The 17,098-nt window shown below is 61.2% G+C and carries 16 protein-coding genes; 3 read left to right on the top strand and 13 right to left on the bottom strand.

Features of this window, described 5'->3' with window-relative positions; translation table 11 throughout:
• Window positions 1–12: 12 nt before the first annotated feature.
• Window positions 13–1,044, bottom strand: a complete 1,032-nt coding sequence (locus tag CN933_RS22560) for a Gfo/Idh/MocA family protein (protein ID WP_018096980.1) — start codon at window positions 1,042–1,044, stop codon at window positions 13–15.
• A gap of 222 nt (window positions 1,045–1,266) precedes the next feature.
• On the opposite strand from CN933_RS22560, the gene CN933_RS22555 reads away from it, so the two are divergent.
• Both CN933_RS22555 and CN933_RS22550 read left to right on the top strand, forming a co-directional pair.
• The gene (locus CN933_RS22555; protein WP_102762428.1) at window positions 1,267–2,316 is read left to right on the top strand and encodes a LacI family DNA-binding transcriptional regulator; all 1,050 of its coding nucleotides are present in this window, start codon (window positions 1,267–1,269) and stop codon (window positions 2,314–2,316) included.
• A gap of 200 nt (window positions 2,317–2,516) precedes the next feature.
• Window positions 2,517–2,816 carry a hypothetical protein gene (locus CN933_RS22550; RefSeq protein ID WP_102762427.1) on the top strand — a complete coding sequence of 100 codons (300 nt, stop codon included), beginning with the start codon at window positions 2,517–2,519 and terminating at the stop codon, window positions 2,814–2,816.
• Window positions 2,817–2,900: 84 nt separating this feature from the next.
• Here the strand turns inward: CN933_RS22550 and ampC are convergent, their stop codons facing one another.
• The 7 genes from ampC to arfA all read right to left on the bottom strand — a co-directional run bounded on the left by ampC (window position 2,901) and on the right by arfA (window position 11,227).
• The gene (gene ampC / locus CN933_RS22545) at window positions 2,901–4,091 is read right to left on the bottom strand and encodes a class C beta-lactamase (RefSeq protein ID WP_102762426.1); all 1,191 of its coding nucleotides are present in this window, start codon (window positions 4,089–4,091) and stop codon (window positions 2,901–2,903) included.
• A gap of 278 nt (window positions 4,092–4,369) precedes the next feature.
• The gene (locus CN933_RS22540) at window positions 4,370–5,290 is read right to left on the bottom strand and encodes an ArsR/SmtB family transcription factor (protein ID WP_018096984.1); all 921 of its coding nucleotides are present in this window, start codon (window positions 5,288–5,290) and stop codon (window positions 4,370–4,372) included.
• A 126-nt stretch (window positions 5,291–5,416) separates the two neighbouring features.
• Complete coding sequence (locus CN933_RS22535; RefSeq protein ID WP_004434537.1) at window positions 5,417–6,241, bottom strand: carbohydrate ABC transporter permease; 825 nt, start codon at window positions 6,239–6,241, stop codon at window positions 5,417–5,419.
• Window positions 6,242–6,244: 3 nt separating this feature from the next.
• On the bottom strand, window positions 6,245–7,120 hold the full coding sequence (locus tag CN933_RS22530; RefSeq protein ID WP_018096985.1) for a carbohydrate ABC transporter permease: 876 nt from the start codon (window positions 7,118–7,120) through the stop codon (window positions 6,245–6,247).
• 79 nt (window positions 7,121–7,199) lie between these two features.
• Window positions 7,200–8,468, bottom strand: coding sequence for an ABC transporter substrate-binding protein (locus tag CN933_RS22525; RefSeq protein WP_018096986.1), 1,269 nt, complete (start codon window positions 8,466–8,468; stop codon window positions 7,200–7,202).
• Between the two features lie 85 nt (window positions 8,469–8,553).
• The gene (locus CN933_RS22520; protein WP_102762425.1) at window positions 8,554–9,645 is read right to left on the bottom strand and encodes an ABC transporter ATP-binding protein; all 1,092 of its coding nucleotides are present in this window, start codon (window positions 9,643–9,645) and stop codon (window positions 8,554–8,556) included.
• A 61-nt stretch (window positions 9,646–9,706) separates the two neighbouring features.
• Window positions 9,707–11,227: an arabinosylfuranosidase ArfA gene (gene arfA, locus CN933_RS22515; protein WP_102762424.1), complete on the bottom strand. Its 1,521-nt coding sequence runs from the start codon at window positions 11,225–11,227 to the stop codon at window positions 9,707–9,709.
• A gap of 277 nt (window positions 11,228–11,504) precedes the next feature.
• Here arfA and CN933_RS22505 point away from each other — a divergent pair, with 277 nt between their 5' ends.
• Entirely contained in the window at window positions 11,505–12,626 is a 1,122-nt protein-coding gene (locus tag CN933_RS22505; RefSeq protein WP_102762423.1) for a site-2 protease family protein, read from the top strand.
• A gap of 80 nt (window positions 12,627–12,706) precedes the next feature.
• Here CN933_RS22505 and CN933_RS22500 read toward each other — a convergent pair whose 3' ends face one another.
• From CN933_RS22500 to CN933_RS22480, 5 genes are read right to left on the bottom strand one after another with little or no spacing between them, the layout of a single operon-like run.
• A complete protein-coding gene (locus CN933_RS22500) occupies window positions 12,707–13,597 on the bottom strand; it encodes a MurR/RpiR family transcriptional regulator (RefSeq protein WP_102762422.1) in 891 nt (296 codons plus the stop codon).
• Window positions 13,598–13,613: 16 nt separating this feature from the next.
• The gene (locus CN933_RS22495) at window positions 13,614–14,666 is read right to left on the bottom strand and encodes an ABC transporter ATP-binding protein (protein WP_018096991.1); all 1,053 of its coding nucleotides are present in this window, start codon (window positions 14,664–14,666) and stop codon (window positions 13,614–13,616) included.
• Window positions 14,663–15,412 (bottom strand): glycerophosphodiester phosphodiesterase family protein, encoded by a 750-nt coding sequence (locus CN933_RS22490; protein ID WP_102762458.1) that lies wholly within the window; start codon window positions 15,410–15,412, stop codon window positions 14,663–14,665. Before CN933_RS22490 ends, CN933_RS22495 begins: the two co-directional genes overlap by 4 nt.
• Before the next feature lie 14 nt (window positions 15,413–15,426).
• Complete coding sequence (locus tag CN933_RS22485) at window positions 15,427–16,236, bottom strand: carbohydrate ABC transporter permease (protein WP_102762421.1); 810 nt, start codon at window positions 16,234–16,236, stop codon at window positions 15,427–15,429.
• Window positions 16,226–17,095: a carbohydrate ABC transporter permease gene (locus CN933_RS22480; RefSeq protein ID WP_102762420.1), complete on the bottom strand. Its 870-nt coding sequence runs from the start codon at window positions 17,093–17,095 to the stop codon at window positions 16,226–16,228. The genes CN933_RS22485 and CN933_RS22480 overlap by 11 nt, the downstream gene beginning before the upstream one ends.
• Window positions 17,096–17,098 lie beyond the last annotated feature (3 nt).

Raw genomic sequence — 17,098 nt, 5'->3', positions numbered from 1 at the left:
AGATGCCTCACTTCAGATTGTCACGCGTTGCCGGGTGCGGGCGCTTTCGATCGCCGCAAAGACCATGGCAAGGCTGTTGATATTGTCGTCGCCCGCCGTCTCCGGCTTGGTGCCGGATCGGACCGCAGCGACGAAATCGGCGATGACGCTGGCATGCCCGTGCGTCTCAAGCGGATCGGCTGGTTCGGGAACTTCGACCGGTACGAGTGGACGGAAGAAGCCCTCGCTGCCGGCGACACGGTTGGCGCTCAGCGCCTCGGCGCCATCCCAGAGCAGCGTGCCCTTGGTGCCGATGATCCGCCACTCGCTTTCCCAGCTCGTATTGGCCCCTTCGGCACACCAGGAACCGCGATAGGTGAAGGTCACATCGTCCGAAAGCTCGAATATCGCGGTGGCCGCCGCGCCGTGCGCGTACCAGGAGCCCTGCGGGTTTTCTTCGTGGCAATATACGGCGAGCGGCGTCTTGTCGGCGATGAACCGGGCGGCATCGAAGGTGTGGATCGCCATGTCGAGAAGCAGCACATGCTCCATCTCTTCGCGAAAACCACCGAAATGCGCGCCGATGAAGAAGTCGCAATGGATGCTCGTCAGATCGCCGATCGCGCCGCTTTCGATAAAGCGGCGGATGCGGCGTATGCCGGAGATGAAGCGGCGGTTCTGCACGATTGCATGGATCCTGCCCGCATTCCTGGCGAGTTCGATCAGCTCGCGGCCGGCCTCGAGTGAGCTCGCCATCGGCTTTTCGCTCAACACGTGACAGCCGTGCCTGAGCGCGGTGGCGACCACGTCGCGGCGCGCCGTCGGTACGACAATGTCGAAGAGGATGTCGGGTGCCGCTTCCGTCAACACGCTATCTAGGTCCGAACCGATAACGGCGTCTTCGATCTCGAACTCCGCCGCGAGCGCACGAGCCGCTTCCGGGTTCACGTCGACAAGCCCGACGATCCGGATTGCCGACTGGAGTTCGCGGTCCGCGGCGATCGCCTTGAGCCAACCTTTGGCCATAGCTCCGCACCCGCACAGAACTGCGCGCAAAATCACCATTCTCCTCCCGCAAACCTGCGTTTCCGGCTTGTTTCAGCCACCGTAAACGTTTACGGAACTATGCGGACTTTCCGAAACATGTCAATAGGGATTCGGAAATCCGGGTCGGTGCCGGGAATGGCGGGCTGCTTATGGCCACCTGCCCGGTTCAGCTGCACAGTATCTCGCTCGTGTCGATTGCCGGTCGATGTGACCGGTGACCAGAGAGGAAAAGCGCTTCGCATGAAGGGAATTCGGCGCCTGGCGCAACATCTCGATATTTCGATCGGAACCGTTTCGCGCGCACTGAACGGCCGCCCCGACGTCAATGAGGAGACGCGCAGGCGTGTCCTGGAGGCGGCTGAAAGGCTCGGCTATGTGGCGAACCAGTCTGGCCGCAGCCTGAGGCAGGGCACCACCAACATCATCGGCTTCATGATGCAGACCGGAACGGAGATCACCGGCCAGGGCGACACGTTCTTCATGAGCGTCTTCGACGGCGTGCAGGCGGTTTTCGCCAGGCACAAGCTCGACCTCGTTGCCCTGCTCTGCTCGTCGGAGGAAGATCCGACCGATTACCTGCGCCGCGTCGTCGCGCGCGGTTTTGCCGACGGGTTGATTCTTTCGGCAACGCGGCGCCACGATCCGCGCATAGAGTTTCTGGCCGAACGCAATATCCCCTTCGTAACGCTCGGCCGAAGCCTGACGGATGCCGGCCGCCCCTGGCTCGACCTCGATTTCGAGGGGATGGCGCAGATCGCCATCGACCGTCTGGTCGCGCGCGGACATCGCCGCATCGCGGTCACCCGTCCGCACGACGATGCCAACCTCGGCTACATCTTCGTCGACCGTTGCCGAGAAGCGCTTGCCGCGCATGGCCTTCCCTTGAAGGAAGAGTTGATCTTCCGATCGACGCCGAACGAGACCGGCGGCTATCAGATCGCGCGCGAACTCCTGGCGCTCGAGGATCGACCGACGGCGGCCCTGCTCGTCAATGAGACGATTGCCATCGGTTTCTACCAGGGCCTCTCCGAAGCGGGCGTCAGGCCCGGCCGCGACATCGCGGTGATCGGACGCTACAGCCCGCATGCACACTTTCTCTCGCCGCCGCTCACCTGCTTTCGCTTGTCGCTGCGCAACCTCGGCATAGCGCTTGCGGAAACGCTTCTGTCGACGATGCCTGCCTTCAAGCAGCATTATCCGCAAGCGCCGGCAAACGCAGTCTGGCCGATGGAACTGGTCGAGGGCGAGAGCGACGGCTTTCTCGTCAATGGCGACGATAGTCGTGGCTGACATAAGCCCCGCCGCGGTGGATCATTTTACCGATCCGCAGGTTTGAAGCTTGCTGCATGATTCCTTAAATCCGAGCCGATTGCGGGGCAATGTCATGGAGCACGCGAAGTGCTAGGCGGGTTCTGCGCTTTGGGCACACGCCGCCGTAGGAACCTGCCGGCTGCAGTCCGGATCGGTGACTGCTCCTGAAAGGAGACCCCATGCGCGGATTTTTCTTCCTACTCGCCGGGCTGTCCGCAACGACGGCCTTTGCCCACGACGCTCCAAGCGGTTGGCAGTATCCGAGCGCCTGCTGTTCAACAATGGATTGCCGCCAGGTCGCGCAGACCGCGATCAGCGAGCAACCGCAAGGCTATATCGTCAGAGCAACTGGCGAAGTCCTCCCCTATGCCGACAGCAGGGTCCGAATGTCGCCGGACGGCGAGTACCACTGGTGCTCTGCGGCGGGCAAAGCCTATGGGAAGACGATCTGCCTGTTTGTACCCCCGAGGGGTTATTGAATAACCGAGGCGTCGAGGACCGCACTTCTCGTCATGCGAGCTGGCACCGCGCCCGATCGGAGCGCGGTACGATGGCGGCCGGCGTCAGCGGGCGTCTGCCGATCCGGGGTCGCTCTCGAGCGTCGACAGGATTCGGTATGCGGCTTTCACGCGGGCAGGAATCGGGTAGTTCCTGTTGGCTAGCATTACGATGCCGATGCGCTCGGCCGGGACGAAGGCTGCATAGGCGCCGAACCCGTTGGTCGAGCCGGTCTTGTTGATCCACACGTTTTCCCGGGGCGCCGCGGGTGGAACGAGTCTGGTGACCTTGTGCGGTTCGAGCGCCATCTGGCTGGAATTGCCGGCAAGCAGATCGTCGAGCTTCGTCGGATAGGAATACATCTCCCAACCGAGTCCCTGCGTCATGGCGCCGACCTTGAAATATCCCGTGTGCGTTGCGGCGATCGCGCGCCGCATCGTCTCGTCCAGGCTTGTGCCTTCCATGTTCGCCTCAACGACGCGGATCAGATCTGCAGCGGTCGTCTTTACGCCGTAAGCTTCAGAGTCGAGAACGCCGCGCGTAACGCGGATGGGCTTGCCGGCTTTCGAATAGCCATAGGCATAGTCGTCCAGCCGGTCCTGCGGCACGGCTATGAAGGTGCTCGTCAAGCGGAAGGCCGGGAATATCCTCTTCTCCATCAGATCGGCGAAGGGTTCGCCCATGCTCTTTGCGGCGAGATAGCCGAAGAGGCCGATGCTCGGGTTCGAGTAGCGCCTGTACGTGCCGGCGGCATAGGTCGGGCGCCAGCCCCTGTAGTAGTCGATCATGCTCTTCTGATCGGTAACGGAATCGGGAAACTGCAAGGGCAGTCCGCCGGCGGCATAGGTCCCGAGATCGAGAAGGCTGATGTCGTCGAAGCTCGTTCCGGCGAGCGCCGGCAGGTATTTGCCGGCAGGATCGGACAGGACCAGATCCCCACGCGCTTCGGCATAGGATGCGAGCGTCGCCGTGAAGGTCTTGCTGATCGAGCCGATCTCGAACAGCGTTTCGTCGGTGACCTTCTGCGCGCTCGCCTTCGACGCGAGGCCGTAATTGAAGATGTACCTCTTTCCGCGGGCGGTGACCGCGACCGCCATTCCCGGAACGCCATTCTCCTTCATCAGCGGCCGGATCGTCTCGTCCACTACGCGTGCAAGCTGTCCTTCATCGCTTCGGTCGGCGGCGTGCGCACCGGCTCCGCAGCACAGCAAAGCAGCCGCAGCCATTGCTAATTTCGTCGCGGAAATCTTTGTCATGACAGGTGTCTAGCCTCGTGTTCGTTTGGATCTCCCGCATAGCGGGTGCGGCCGTCCGTCAGCCCGAATGCGCCGGAGCTGCGGCGCGTGCCCGGCGCACAGCAACCGGACGAGGCAAACGGACAGGACATGCTTATGAGCCCTGTGCGCATTTCACAAACGACAAGAACTTGCGCGAGCCATTAGAAGAACTTGGGCATCGCATTGCATGTGGTCGCCTCCGGGCCCGGCTTGTCGAGACCACGAACCGGCGCTACCTTTTGCATGACACCGCGACTCTAGAAATAGATCGTCATGACGATGTCCTGATCGAAATCGCCGAAACCCTTGCCGAAGATGTTCAGCCCGCCGGGGTTCTCCGCCTTCTCGTCGATGCCTATCCGGAACCGTATCGAATGATGATCCGGTATGCCGAGGGAATTTATCGTCTGAGTCGACACCATCGCGCCGTCGATCCATGTACCGCGGTCGTCGATGGACCAGGTCTTGAGCTTGCCGTATTGCGAGCCGCTGAGTTTCCACCAGGCCGGCGAATACATGCCCCGCCGGTCGCCATAATCACCGGGCGACGTCCAGTAGCCGGCCTTGATGCCATTGATCCAGATGGAGATATCGGAGGGCCAGTTGGCGTTGGTGGCCGGCGTCTCGGAGCTTAATTCGGCGGAGAACTCGATCTTCCGGACCGTCCGTCCCGTGACCTTGGCATTGTTCGGAAACTTGTATTCGACATAGCCGCGCGTGAACCAGAGCAGTGCGGCCTGCATGCGCTGCGGATCGAGAAAGACTTCCTGGACGTCGAGCATGCCTATGACGTTGTTGACCGAGCAGAGTCCGCAGGGCGCTTCAACCTCGAATTCGGTGAAAAGGCCGATCGGCATGCTGACGGTCACGACGTCGTCCGCAAGATTGGTGCGGTCGTCGAAACGGATGAGGATCTCGCCGTAGATGCTGGAACAAATCTTCTGATTGCCCTTGGTGGCCTTCATCGTATGCGTCTGGATGAGGCCGGCCCTCTCCAGAGACTTGAGGTTGGTCGCCGTCGTCGATTGAGGCAGGCCCATATGGGTCGCGATCTCGTTGACGTTCAGAGGCCCCTTCAGGCGCAGAAGGTTGAGTATCTCGATGCGCGTTGCCGAGCCCAATGCCTGGACGACATCCGCATCCTTGATCGGGTCCACTGTAAGAAGCTTCGTCTCCATACTCTGCTACTGCCGCTCCGGCTCAGGCGTGATCTGCGCTGATAACACGCCCCTCCGCCAATTGTCGCACTGTTTCGTTTCACGAATGCCGATCCGAGGCGGTCGAAACCGCCGCGGATCGCCCGCTCAGCCCTTGATGCCGGAAGACAGCATCAGCGCCTGCGTCACCCTCTTCTGGAAGAGCAGATAGGCGAGCGCGACCGGCATCGCCGCGAGAATTGCGACGGCCATGTCGCGTGCATATTTCACGCCGAAGGCGTCGTCGACCTGCGTGATACCGACGGTCACCGTCATCATCTCCTCCGAATTCGTCACGAGGAACGGCCAGAGGAAGGCGTTCCAGGCCATGATGTAAGTGATGATCGCCAGCGCCGTCGTGATCCCCCAGTTGAGCGGAAGATAAAGCCGGAACAGGATCTGGAAATCGCCGCAGCCGTCGAGCTTCGCCGCCTCGCGCAGCTCTTTCGGCACGGAGTCGAAGAATTGCTTGTAGACGATCACGACCACCGGGACGATGAGCTGCGGCAGGATGATGCCGCCCCAGCTGTTGATCAGGCCGAAGCGGTACATCAGCACGAATTGCGAAACGACCAGGGCCTGGGAGGGAACCATGAAGCTCGCGAGAATGATCCCGTAGAGGAGCCGCCGGCCCGGAAAGACGATCTGCGACAGCGCATAGGCGCACATGACGCTGATCAGGATCACGACCACGGTGACCGTTATCGAGGTGACGAGCGAGTTCACATACCAGGTTGCGAGATTGGTCTCGAACAGAGCGAAATAATAGGCCGAGAAGTTGAAGACGTCGGGGATGAAGGTCGTCTTGCTGATGACTTCCTGTTCCGGCTTCATCGACGTCACCGCCGCCCAGTAGAGGGGAAAGGCCCACATGCACGCGACGCACAGGGTAAGAAGCAGAAGAAGGATATTGCCGATGGATTTCCGTTGCATCGCTCAGCGCCCCCTCACGCGCAGAAGCTGGTACTGAAGCACCGATACGGTCACGATGATCAGGAACAGGAAGACCGCCACAGCCGAGCCGAGCCCGCCGTGGTTGAGGCGGAACGCCTCGCGATAGACGAGCTGAAGCAGGACGTAGGTCGAGTTGAAGGGACCGCCTTCCGTCATCAGATAGACCTGATCGAAAATCTTGAGCTGCAGGATGAGTTGCAGTGTCAGGACGAGCGCGGTGACCGGCCAGATCAGCGGCCACGTGATGCGCTTGAAGCATTGCCAGCGCGTCGCGCCGTCGAGCATTGCCGCCTCGTAATAGTCGGCCGGAATGTTGCGCAGGCCGGCTATGAAAAGCAGAAGATTGAAGCCGTTGGTCCACCAGACGGTGACGAGGGCCACCATAGGCATTGCCCACAGAGGGTCGCGAAAGACACTGATGCGCCTGCCGGTGACGAATTCGATGACATGTTGCGCAATCCCGAATTGCTGGTCGAGCACCCACTCCCAGATCTGCGTCACGACCGAGACAGGCAGGATATAGGGCAGGAAGAACAGCACCAGGATGAGGCTCTGAAGCCAGCCTTTGAGGCGCACGACCATGAGCGCCAGACCGAGACCGATCAGCGTGTTGGGTACGACGGTGAGCACGACGAAATAGCCCGTGTTCCACACCGATGTGAAGAACAGTTTCTGGTTGAGCAGCTTCAGATAATTGTCGAAGCCGACCCACTCGCCTTCGCCGATCAGCGGCGCGTTGGTAAAGCTCAAGGCGAACATCTTGTAGACGGGATACGCAAAGACCGTCAGATAGGTGATCACGAACGGTGTGATCATCAGAACCGCGGTCAGCGTCTTGCTCCGTCTCTCGCTCGTCATCACCGAAATAGTCCTCCCCGTTGCCGAATGTACGAACCACCGGCCGGCGCAGTGGCCGGCCGGTTCGTTGATTTTCGCGTTACATCTGGCTCTTCAGTTCTTCGCGCATCTGCTCGATGGCATCCGCCGGATCGAGCTGGCCGTTCAAGGCAGGCACGATGAAATTCTGCGTCGCCTCGTAGATCGGTCCGCCAACGCCGGCCAGCGGAGAGACGGGATCGAAGACCGCGGTGTCGGCGAGCTTGACGTAGGTCGAATTCGGCTGCATCGCTTTGAATTCGGCGCTCTCGGTCACCGGTTTATAGGCTGGAATGTGGCCGGCACCGGCCCAGGAGATGCTGTGTTCGTTCATCCAGGCAATGATCTGGAGAACCGCTTTCAGCTTCTCCGGCGAGATCGGCCTTTCTTCGCTGTTCGGAACGGCAAAGGCATGGGAGTCCGCCCAGGTTGCAGGCTGTCCCATCAGAACCGGGATCTGGACAGCGCCCCATTCGAAGCCGAGATCGTTGTTCTTCTCGAGATCGACCATCGTCGGCACTTCCCAAACGCCGTTGATGTGCATGGCCGCCTTGCCGGAGGTGAAAAGAGCGATCGAAGCCTCATAGGATATGAGTTCCGGCGAATAGCCGGACGAAACCCAGTTGGCCATCGATGTCAGCGCCTTGACGCCGGCCTCGCCGGGCAGGATCTCCTCGCCTTCGATGAACTTGGCGCCCTGCTGGGAAAGGAGCGTGTAGAACACCCGCCACATCGAGCCGCCTTCGTCGGTGTGGAGCGAAAGCGGATATTGGACCTTGCCGGTCGCCTTGATCTTTTCGAGGGCGGCGTTGAAGTTGTCGAGCCCGTCCAGGCCCTTCGGCAGGCCGTCGTCCCCGAGCAGGCCCGCCTCCTTCAGAATGTTCTTGTTGTAGTAGAGGACAACCGAATGCACGTCGAAGGGAATGCCATAGGTCTTGCCGTCGGCAGAAGCCGAGTTCCAGCTCGCTTCGACATAGTTTTCCTTCTTGATTCCGGCTGCCTCGAGCTCTTCAGGTGCCAGCGGCCGCAGAACGCCCGAGGGTATGGCAAGCGGGAAGCGTGACAGATGATAGGTCATGATGTCGGGCTGCTGGCCGACGGCGGCCGCCGTCTGGACCTTGCTGTAGAAGGGTACGCCCCATTCAAGCGTGGTCGCGTTGATGCGGATGTCCGGGTGCGTGTCGTTGAACTCCTTGATGAGCGCCTTCATGCGGACGCCGTCGCCGCCGCTCAGGAAGTCCCACCAGGTAATGTCCGTCTGTGCATGGGCAACTGCCGAAGGCAGGATCGCCAGCGCACCCGCAAGGGCAAGTTTCAGTAGCTTCTTCACGTCTCTCTCCTCCTCTTTTGAAGTTCAATCCACCGGCTTGCGCCGCATTGCTCCTCGCCCGGATGGGGTCTCATCCGAACCGCTTTCATCGGAGCCGATCGCCGCTTCCCTCGAAGGCGAACATCTCCTGGGGTGCCAAGGTCAGGCGGACCGCCTGCTTGGGTTGCGGCCGCTCATCGCCGCGGCACTCGATGGTCATTTCCTCCCCCGTCGTCGTGAGGGCATGCAGGTAGCCGGTCCCGCCGAGTTCCTCGATGAACTCGGCCGTCACGACGAGGCCGACGCCGCCCTCCCGTTCGCCCAGCGTGATGTGCTCCGGCCTCACCCCGATGAAAATCTCTTCGCCCGCGGCGACACCCGCCCGAGCCGGAATTTCGAACGGAACTCCGGGGGCGTCGTGGAGCTCGATCGTGAGCCTGTCGCCGCCGCCGCCGGGAACGACGCGGGCCTTCAGGAAATTCATCCCAGGCGAGCCGATGAAGCCCGCAACGAACATGTTGTCCGGATTGCGATAAAGCTCGAGGGGCGCACCCGTTTGTTGAACGACGCCGGCCTTCAGCACGACGATCCTGTCCGCCAGCGTCATCGCCTCGACCTGATCGTGGGTGACGTAGACCATCGTCGCGCCGATCTGGCGGTGCAGCCGGGCGATCTCCATGCGCATCTTGACCCTGAGCTCGGCATCGAGGTTTGAAAGCGGCTCGTCGAAAAGGAAGACCCGCGGCTCGCGCACGATTGCGCGCCCGATTGCGACCCGTTGACGCTGGCCGCCCGAAAGCTGGCTCGGCTTGCTGTTCAGATAGTCCGAGAGCCGAAGGATTTCCGCGGCTGCCTTGACCTTCTGCTGGATCTCCGCCTTCGGCCGGCGGGCGATGGAAAGGCTGAACGCCATATTGTCGAATACGGAGAGGTGCGGATAAAGCGCATAGGACTGGAAGACCATGGCGACGCCGCGCTTCGATGGCTCCCTATGGGTGACGTCCTCGGCATCGATCCTGATTTCGCCGCCGGTCGTCTCCTCCAACCCCGCGATCATCCGCAACAGTGTCGACTTCCCGCAGCCCGAGGGCCCGACGAAGACAGCGAACTCGCCCTGCCCTATTTCGATATCGACATCATGGATCACCTTCACGGCGCCGAACGACTTGCTGACGCCGGTCAATTTGATTCCGGACATTGAACCTCCCCGATAGTGAATTCCGGCCCGGGCGTCACCCGGCCGCCCGGGCCGGAAAGGCTTATGCAGAAGCGACGGACAAAAGGACGAAATGGTAGGAGCGCGGCGGCAGCGAACCGACCAGCGTTCCTGCATCGTCGATGGCGAGTTCCCTGCCAGCCTTGGGAACGATGCGGTTCTGATCCTCGACCGAGTTACGCGCCTTCAGGTCGTCGCCTGCGAGCGTCTGGTGCTCGACGATCTTCGCCCCCTTGAAGCCCTGAAGATCAAGGGTGAGGCCGAGCGGCTCGTCGAGGCTGCGGTTGATCGCGAAGACGGCGATCGACTTGCCGTCCTCGTGCAGCACCGCCGACAGGTCGAGATAGGGCACGTCCTGAGCCACCTCGCAATCGTAGGTGGGGCCGGACTGCGCCACGGTGAGCGCGGTGCCGCGGCCGTATTTCGAGGCATATTGAAGCGGATAGTAGATCGACTGCCGCCAGGCGGGGCCGCCGGCCTTGGTGAGGATCGGCGCTATGACATTGACGAGCTGTGCCATGCAGGCGATCTTGACGCGGTCCGATCTCCGGATGAAGACGTTCAGCAGAGAGCCGACGAAGATCGCATCCTCCAGATTGTAGAGCTCTTCCAGCAGCGGCGGCGCTTCCGGCCAGTCCCAGCTGGCAATCCGCTCGCCGTCCTCCTTGCGGTCGTGATACCAGACGTTCCACTCGTCGAAGCAGATCTTGACGTCGCGCTTCGAACGCTTCTTCGCCTTGATGTAGTCGATCACGCCGCCGATCGTGACTATGTACCGGTCCAGCTCGATCGCCTTGGCATAATAATTGAGGGTGTCCTGCTCCTCGTTGCCGAAATATTTGTGCAGCGAGATGTAGTCGACGCTGTCGTAGCTCGCTTCGAGAACCGTCGCCTCCCATTCCGGGTAGGACTTCATCTTGTCGTTCGAGGAGCCGCAGACGACGGTTTCCAGCGTCTTGTCGAAATATTTGAAGGCCTTGCTCACCTCGTTGGCGAGATGGCCGTATTCGGCCGCACTCTTGTGGCCGACCTGCCAAGGTCCGTCCATCTCGTTACCGAGGCACCAGATGCGTACATTGTGCGGCTCCTTGTAGCCATGCTTGGCGCGCAGATCGCTCCAATAGGTGCCGCCGGGATGATTGCAGTATTCGAGGAAGTTGCGTGCGTCGTCGAGACCGCGGGAACCGAGGTTCATCGCCAGCATCATCTCGGTACCTGCAAGCTTTGCCCAATCGGCGAACTCGTTGACGCCGACCTGGTTGGTTTCGCGCGTGCGCCAGGCGAGATCGAGGCGCACCGGACGCTCCTCGCGCGGCCCGATACCGTCCTCCCAGCGATAGGCGGAAACGAAGTTGCCGCCGGGATAGCGGACGATCGGCATATCGAGATCGCGCACCATATCCAAAACATCGGTTCGAAAGCCGTCCTTATCCGCATTTTCGTGGCCGGGCTCATAGATCCCCGTATAAACGGCACGGCCCATATGCTCCAGGAACGAGCCGTAGACCCGCTTGTCGACGGACGAGATTGTATATTCCCGATTAAGGGTAGCCTTCGCTCGCATGGTGTTTCCTCGTTTATTGAAGTCGATTTTGGATGAAGCTAAATTGTATGATTTTTTATTTCAAGAGTTTTGTTTTGTATCAAAATATCCGATACAGACGCGAACGCCTCCCTCGATTTTTCGCCCGTGGCCTCGTCTCGCCACCGCCTGCGGAACGATCCCCCGGCCAACCGATTAGACGGCTAAGGGCACCTGCGATTGTGTGGCGCGGCAGCAACTGTCATGATGGAACGGCGCTTCCTCAGCGGGCCTGAGAACTGGACGGAGCATATCGCTCATGGCTTGGTCCTTCAGTATCGGAACGATTGCCGGCACGGTAATTCGCGTGCACGTGACCTTCGCGCTGCTTCTGATCTGGATATGGCTGATGCACTACCGGATCGGCGGCACGCCGGCTGCGATGGAGGGGATTGCTTTCATAGTCGCCGTCTTCGTCTGCGTCGTGCTCCACGAGTTCGGCCACATCGCCGCGGCACGCCGTTTCGGGATCAAGACGCCGGACATAACGCTGCTGCCGATCGGCGGCGTCGCCAGACTCGAGCGCATGCCGGAAGAGCCCGGCCAGGAATTCGTGATCGCCATCGCCGGTCCTCTGGTCAATGTGGCGATTGCCGCGGTACTCATCGCAATCCTCGGCAACTCGACGGGCATGGAGCAGATAGCGGGCGTCGAAGACCCCCAGGGCGGATTTCTGGCACGGCTCGCCGGCGTCAATGTTTTCCTCGTGCTCTTCAATATGATCCCCGCCTTCCCGATGGACGGCGGCCGCGTATTGCGGGCCGCTCTCGCCTCGCGGCTCAGCTGGTCGCGTGCGACCCAGATCGCCGCAACGATCGGCCAGGGCCTTGCCTTCGTCTTCGGCTTCGTCGGTCTGTTCTACAATCCTCTTCTCATCTTCATCGCCATCTTCGTCTATCTGGCCGCAACGGCGGAAGCCCAGAACGCCCAGATCCGCGAGATCTCCGGCAGCGTGATGATCTCAGACGTGATGATCACCGAATTCGCGACCCTTGATCGATCGGCGACCATCGACGACGCCATCGACACGCTGCTTGCCACCACGCAGCGCGAATTTCCGGTGGTCGACGCCGCAGGCCACTTCGAGGGATTGCTGACGCGCGACGACATGATCCGCGCTCTGAAGGAGAAAGGCCCATCGACACCGGTGGTCGCCGCGATGCGCCGCAACCTGCCGACGATCCATCATCGCAAACGCCTCGAGGAAAGTCTGCGGCTCATGCAGGAATCCCATTCGCCGGCGCTCGCCGTTCTGGACGGCTCCGGCCGCCTCGTCGGGCTGATGACGCACGAAACGATCGGCGAGATGATGATGGTGCGCGCGGCCGCCCCGGGCCGCTTCCGGTTCGGCCACCTGCGGCAGACCGGAAGCCGAGGCTGAGCCCGAAGATTGACGGGCCGAATCGGCGCTCCGACGGTCGAGGAACCCGTTCCGCGCGCCTTTGGTGCTCACCGGAGCATTTACAAAAGCGCTTGCGAAAGCGGCGATTGAGCGCGGAAGGCCTTGAAATCCGCGAGCGCGGCCAGCGAGCGCCCTTCGTCTATGGCGGCGAGATCGAGGATCACTGCATTTGCTATCGTCATCGGCACGACCAGCGACTGGGATTCGCCCGGTGCGCCGCGCGAGATCAGGATCTGGCGATGAGGCGGAGGCTCGATGCGGGCGCCGCGCAGATCGGTCAACGCCAGCACCTTGGCCCCTTTCGCGGCGGCAATTTCGCAAACTTGTTGGATGAGTGGCGAGGCCTTGCGGAAAGCGAGCAGCCAGAGCGCGTCGCCTTCTTCGAGTATCGAGAGCGCTTCGGCGAGCTGGTGCATCTGGCTGCTGAGGTCCGCGGTTGGGTAGCCGGAACGGTTGAGCCGCAGCGCGATCAGCGCCGCCAGCGCCGCCGAATGGCCGCGCGCAAAGACAAAAACGCGGCGGCTGTCCCGCAGTGTTTCGGAAAAACCGCGAATGTCCGCATCCGAAACACTGTGGCGCGCCCGTTGAAGAGCGGCGATCTCGCTGTCGAGCAAGGAAGATAGAATGCCACCCTCTTCGGCTCGCATCAGCCGGGCGGCCATGCGCGCGGCCGGGTTCTCGAAATCCTCCCCGCCGCCTTCCATCAGATTGCCTTGCAGGAAACTTCGAAATTCGGGGTAGCCCTTGAAGCCGAGGCGTCGGGCAAGACGCACCGCCGAGGCCGGATGCACGCCGGCCCGCAAGGAAACTTCCTTGCCGTTTTCCATGGCGGCGCGAACGGGATCGCCGGTCAGAACGTCAAGCAGGCGCGTATCCGCAGCCGTCAGCCTGCTGGCGTTGCGGCTGATGAGGTCGCCCAGAAGCGGTGGAAATGCCCCCTGTTTGTCCATGAACTGGCTTTCGTGCTCAGGAGACGGTCTCGCGACCGGCGATTGATAGATCCACGCGTTTCCCGCTCTGGGAATCGAAAAAGACGGCCCGGTCAAGATCGTAGCCGACCCAGAGTTCTGTCGCACCACGCGGCACATCTTTGCGGGGGCTTGTCAGCGTCAGTCTGCCGGCCGCGCTTTCGCAGTGAAGAACGACATCCGATCCAGTCATTTCCGACAGGACAAGCCTTGCTGGCAGGGCGGCCTGGCGCGGTTCTTCGGCGAAGACCGTCATGAATTCCGGCCTCAGCCCCGCAGTAATCCCCGGTTTGCCTTTCCAGCCGGGCAATTGCTCCACCGGCAGGAAGTTCATGGCCGGCGCGCCGAGGAAGCTTGCGACGAAGCGGTTTTGCGGCTGGTCGTAGATCGCTTCCGGTGTGTCGAACTGCAACAGGTCGCCGTCCTTCAGCACGGCGATGCGGTCAGCCAGCGACAAGGCTTCCGTCTGATCATGGGTGACATAGACGATCGTGGCACCGAGCTGGCGGTGCAGCTCCTTGATTTCCGTGCGCATGGCGACGCGCAGCGCATTGTCGAGGTTCGACAGCGGTTCGTCCATCAGGAAGACCGAACTGTTGCGCGCCATGGCGCGGCCCATGGCAACGCGCTGGCGCTGGCCACCAGAAAGCGCGGCGGGCTTGCGGTCGAGATAGTCAGTCAGTTGCAGTGTCTTTGCCACGTCTTCGGCGCGGGCGTTGCGTTCGGCTTTCGGCACGCCGCGCAGTTCCAGTCCGAAGGCGATATTTTCGCGCACCGTCATATGCGGATAGAGCGCGTAATTCTGGAAGATCATGGCAATGTCACGATCCTGCGGCGCAAGGTCGTTCGCCCGCTTGCCACCGATTTCGATGTCTCCCTCGTCGCATCGCTCCAGCCCGGCGATGAGGCGCAGCAACGTCGACTTGCCGCAGCCGGACGGCCCGACGATGACGACGAATTCTCCCGGCTTGATGTCCATGGAAACCCCGTGCAGGATCTCCGGGCCGGAGGGATAGGATTTTTTGATGTTACGAAGCGAAATGCCGCTCATCGGCCCTGTTCCTTCTGGTGATGTTCGCGAATGGCGATGGCGAGGGTCGGCCGGTCGGTGGTGAGGACTTTGACGCCGAGGTCGAGCGCTTTTTTGATCTGATTGGCCGTGTGCGCCGCCCAGCAGCCGAAATCGAGTCCAGCCGCCTTGGTCTGAGCCATCAGCGCGGCATCGGCGGTGTCCACATGCACGCCGATTTCCGGGATATGATGCAGCCTCGCGATTTCGATGACGGCGTCGGCGCCGATCTGGCGCAGCACCGGCGGGCTCACCAGCCATAGGCGCGGCCGCTCGCTCGCAGCGGCGATAGTGTCTACGGACTCCACCAGGAAGGAGGAAAAACCGGTCCGTTGCAGCATTCCGCCGCGGGCAAGCGTCTCGACCACGCGCGGCACGAAATCGGCATAAGGCAGGCCATCTGCGCCGGGTTTGATTTCGCATCGAAAGTTCACGCTGCTGTCGCGGTAAAGAGTGCAAAGCTCCTCGAGCGTGAGAGGATGGCCGCCGGCACCGTAATCGATGACCGCCGCCCGCACCTCGGCCTCGCTGAGAGAAGCGATCGCCCCGGAGCGATCCGTGGTGCGGTCGAGCGTTGCGTCGTGATGGACGATGATTGCCCCGTCGGCCGTGGGATGAACGTCGAATTCCACCTCTTCCAGCGCCATTTTCGCCGTAGCCGCGAAGCCTTGCGGCGTGCTGTCGCCATATTCCAGCGTGCCGCCGCGATGGGAAGCGATGCGTGTCATTTTCATATCCGTGATCATTTTACCGCGCCCATGGTGATGCCGCGCACAAGATGCCGCTCGACCAGCAGGAAGCCCAGAAGCACCGGCAGGATGGTGATTGTCGAGGCGGCCATGACCAGTGGCCAGTCCACCAGCCCCTCGCCGGGGTTGATGCGATAAAGCCGCGCCAGCCCGACCTGAAGGGTGAAGAGATCTTCCTTGCCGACCGCGACCAGCGGCCAGATATAATTGTTCCATTCGGTAATGAAGACATAGAGCGCCATTGAGGAGATCGCTGGGCGAGAGATCGGCACGATCACCCGCCACAGAACCTGCAGGGGTGTCGCCCCGTCCATATAGGCCGCCTCGTCCAGCGCCTTCGGGATGCCCCGGATATATTGCCGCAGGAAGAAAGCGGCAAAGCCGTTGGAGATCGCCGGCAGGATGAGACCGGCATAGGTGTCGAGCAGTCCGGCCTTGGCAAGCGTCAGGTAATTGGGAATGAGGCTGATATGGCTCGGAATCATCAGCGTCGCCACCGTTGCGGCGAAGAGAATATCGCCGCCGCGAAAGCGGTATCGTGCGAAGGCGAAGGCGGCGAGTGTCGAAAAGGCGATGCTGAGCACCGTCACCAAGCCCGAAACCACAAGGCTGTTAAACAGATAACGAGCGAAATTATACTGGCCGATCGCGAGCGTGTAATTGGCGAACGTGAAGTCCAGCCCGCCAGCATAATAGGCGTCCGCCGTCTGGAACGAAATCCAGATGGAATAAAAGACCGGTGAGAGGAAAAGAAGGCCGAACGCGAGTGCGAGTCCGAGCAGAACAGGGTTTTCAGGCTTCATAATGCACCTTCCGGCCAATGACGCGGGACTTGATCAGCGACAGGGCGATTAGGATGATGAAGAGCAGTACGGCGAGCGCCGAGCCTTTGCCGATATCGAACAGTACGAACCCGATGCGGTAAAGCTGGTGGACAAGAAGATCAGTCGCTCCGGCAGGCCCGCCATGGGTCATGACGCTGACGATGGTGAAGACCTGGAACGCCTCGATCACCGAGATCACCAGAAGGAAGTAGGTGGTGGGCATGACGAGCGGCAGAGTTATGCGGCGGAAGACATGGAGCCGCCGCCCGCCATCGACGGCGGCAGCGTCGTAAAGCTCGCGCGGCACGGCCTGAAGACCGGCGATATAGATGACGATGTCATAGCCGATCTGTTTCCAGGTGTTGACGAGGACGAGAACGCCGAGTGCGAGGGACGGATTTTGGAGCCAGGGCAGGCGTTCGAATCCAAGTTTCACGAGCAGCGCATTCGCCAGGCCGTAATCGGTGGAGAAGACCCAGGAAAAGATCACCGCGATGGAAACGGTCGACGTGACGTAAGGAAGGAAAATCGCGCCACGCAAAAGTCTGGAAACGAATGTTTCCGAGATGAGATAGCTTGCGATGAGAAGCGCCAGCGCCAGCCTGATGGGCACCGAGAGGACGGCGAAAAGCGTCGTGACCCAGAGCGAGTTCCAGAATTCGCGGGAATCGAAAAGCTCTTCGTAATTTCTCAGCCCCACGAAGGGCATGTCCGGCGACAGGAAATTCCATTCCCGGACGCTGAGATTAAGACTGGTGGCGATCGGAATATAGGTAAAGACCGCGATGAAGATCATCAGCGGCGCGACGAAGAGATAAGGCGTTATTTTGCGGTGCATGGC

The organism is Sinorhizobium sp. M4_45, assembly GCF_002885915.1.
In the GTDB taxonomy this organism is placed as follows: Bacteria; Pseudomonadota; Alphaproteobacteria; order Rhizobiales; family Rhizobiaceae; genus Sinorhizobium; species Sinorhizobium meliloti_A.
The sequence above is the reverse complement of the archived record's forward strand: the minus strand, read 5'-3'. Positions and strand labels throughout refer to the sequence as shown.

What these genes read in the sequence shown, in the direction of transcription:
- CN933_RS22560 (WP_018096980.1), bottom strand. Translation starts at nt 1,044, where the DNA reads ATGGTGATTTTGCGCGCAGTTCTGTGCGGGTGCGGAGCTATGGCCAAA.
- CN933_RS22555 (WP_102762428.1), top strand. Translation starts at nt 1,267, where the DNA reads ATGAAGGGAATTCGGCGCCTGGCGCAACATCTCGATATTTCGATCGGA.
- CN933_RS22550 (WP_102762427.1), top strand. Translation starts at nt 2,517, where the DNA reads ATGCGCGGATTTTTCTTCCTACTCGCCGGGCTGTCCGCAACGACGGCC.
- ampC (WP_102762426.1), bottom strand. Translation starts at nt 4,091, where the DNA reads ATGACAAAGATTTCCGCGACGAAATTAGCAATGGCTGCGGCTGCTTTG.
- CN933_RS22540 (WP_018096984.1), bottom strand. Translation starts at nt 5,290, where the DNA reads ATGGAGACGAAGCTTCTTACAGTGGACCCGATCAAGGATGCGGATGTC.
- CN933_RS22535 (WP_004434537.1), bottom strand. Translation starts at nt 6,241, where the DNA reads ATGCAACGGAAATCCATCGGCAATATCCTTCTTCTGCTTCTTACCCTG.
- CN933_RS22530 (WP_018096985.1), bottom strand. Translation starts at nt 7,120, where the DNA reads ATGACGAGCGAGAGACGGAGCAAGACGCTGACCGCGGTTCTGATGATC.
- CN933_RS22520 (WP_102762425.1), bottom strand. Translation starts at nt 9,645, where the DNA reads ATGTCCGGAATCAAATTGACCGGCGTCAGCAAGTCGTTCGGCGCCGTG.
- arfA (WP_102762424.1), bottom strand. Translation starts at nt 11,227, where the DNA reads ATGCGAGCGAAGGCTACCCTTAATCGGGAATATACAATCTCGTCCGTC.
- CN933_RS22505 (WP_102762423.1), top strand. Translation starts at nt 11,505, where the DNA reads ATGGCTTGGTCCTTCAGTATCGGAACGATTGCCGGCACGGTAATTCGC.
- CN933_RS22500 (WP_102762422.1), bottom strand. Translation starts at nt 13,597, where the DNA reads ATGGACAAACAGGGGGCATTTCCACCGCTTCTGGGCGACCTCATCAGC.
- CN933_RS22495 (WP_018096991.1), bottom strand. Translation starts at nt 14,666, where the DNA reads ATGAGCGGCATTTCGCTTCGTAACATCAAAAAATCCTATCCCTCCGGC.
- CN933_RS22490 (WP_102762458.1), bottom strand. Translation starts at nt 15,412, where the DNA reads ATGACACGCATCGCTTCCCATCGCGGCGGCACGCTGGAATATGGCGAC.
- CN933_RS22485 (WP_102762421.1), bottom strand. Translation starts at nt 16,236, where the DNA reads ATGAAGCCTGAAAACCCTGTTCTGCTCGGACTCGCACTCGCGTTCGGC.
- CN933_RS22480 (WP_102762420.1), bottom strand. Translation starts at nt 17,095, where the DNA reads ATGCACCGCAAAATAACGCCTTATCTCTTCGTCGCGCCGCTGATGATC.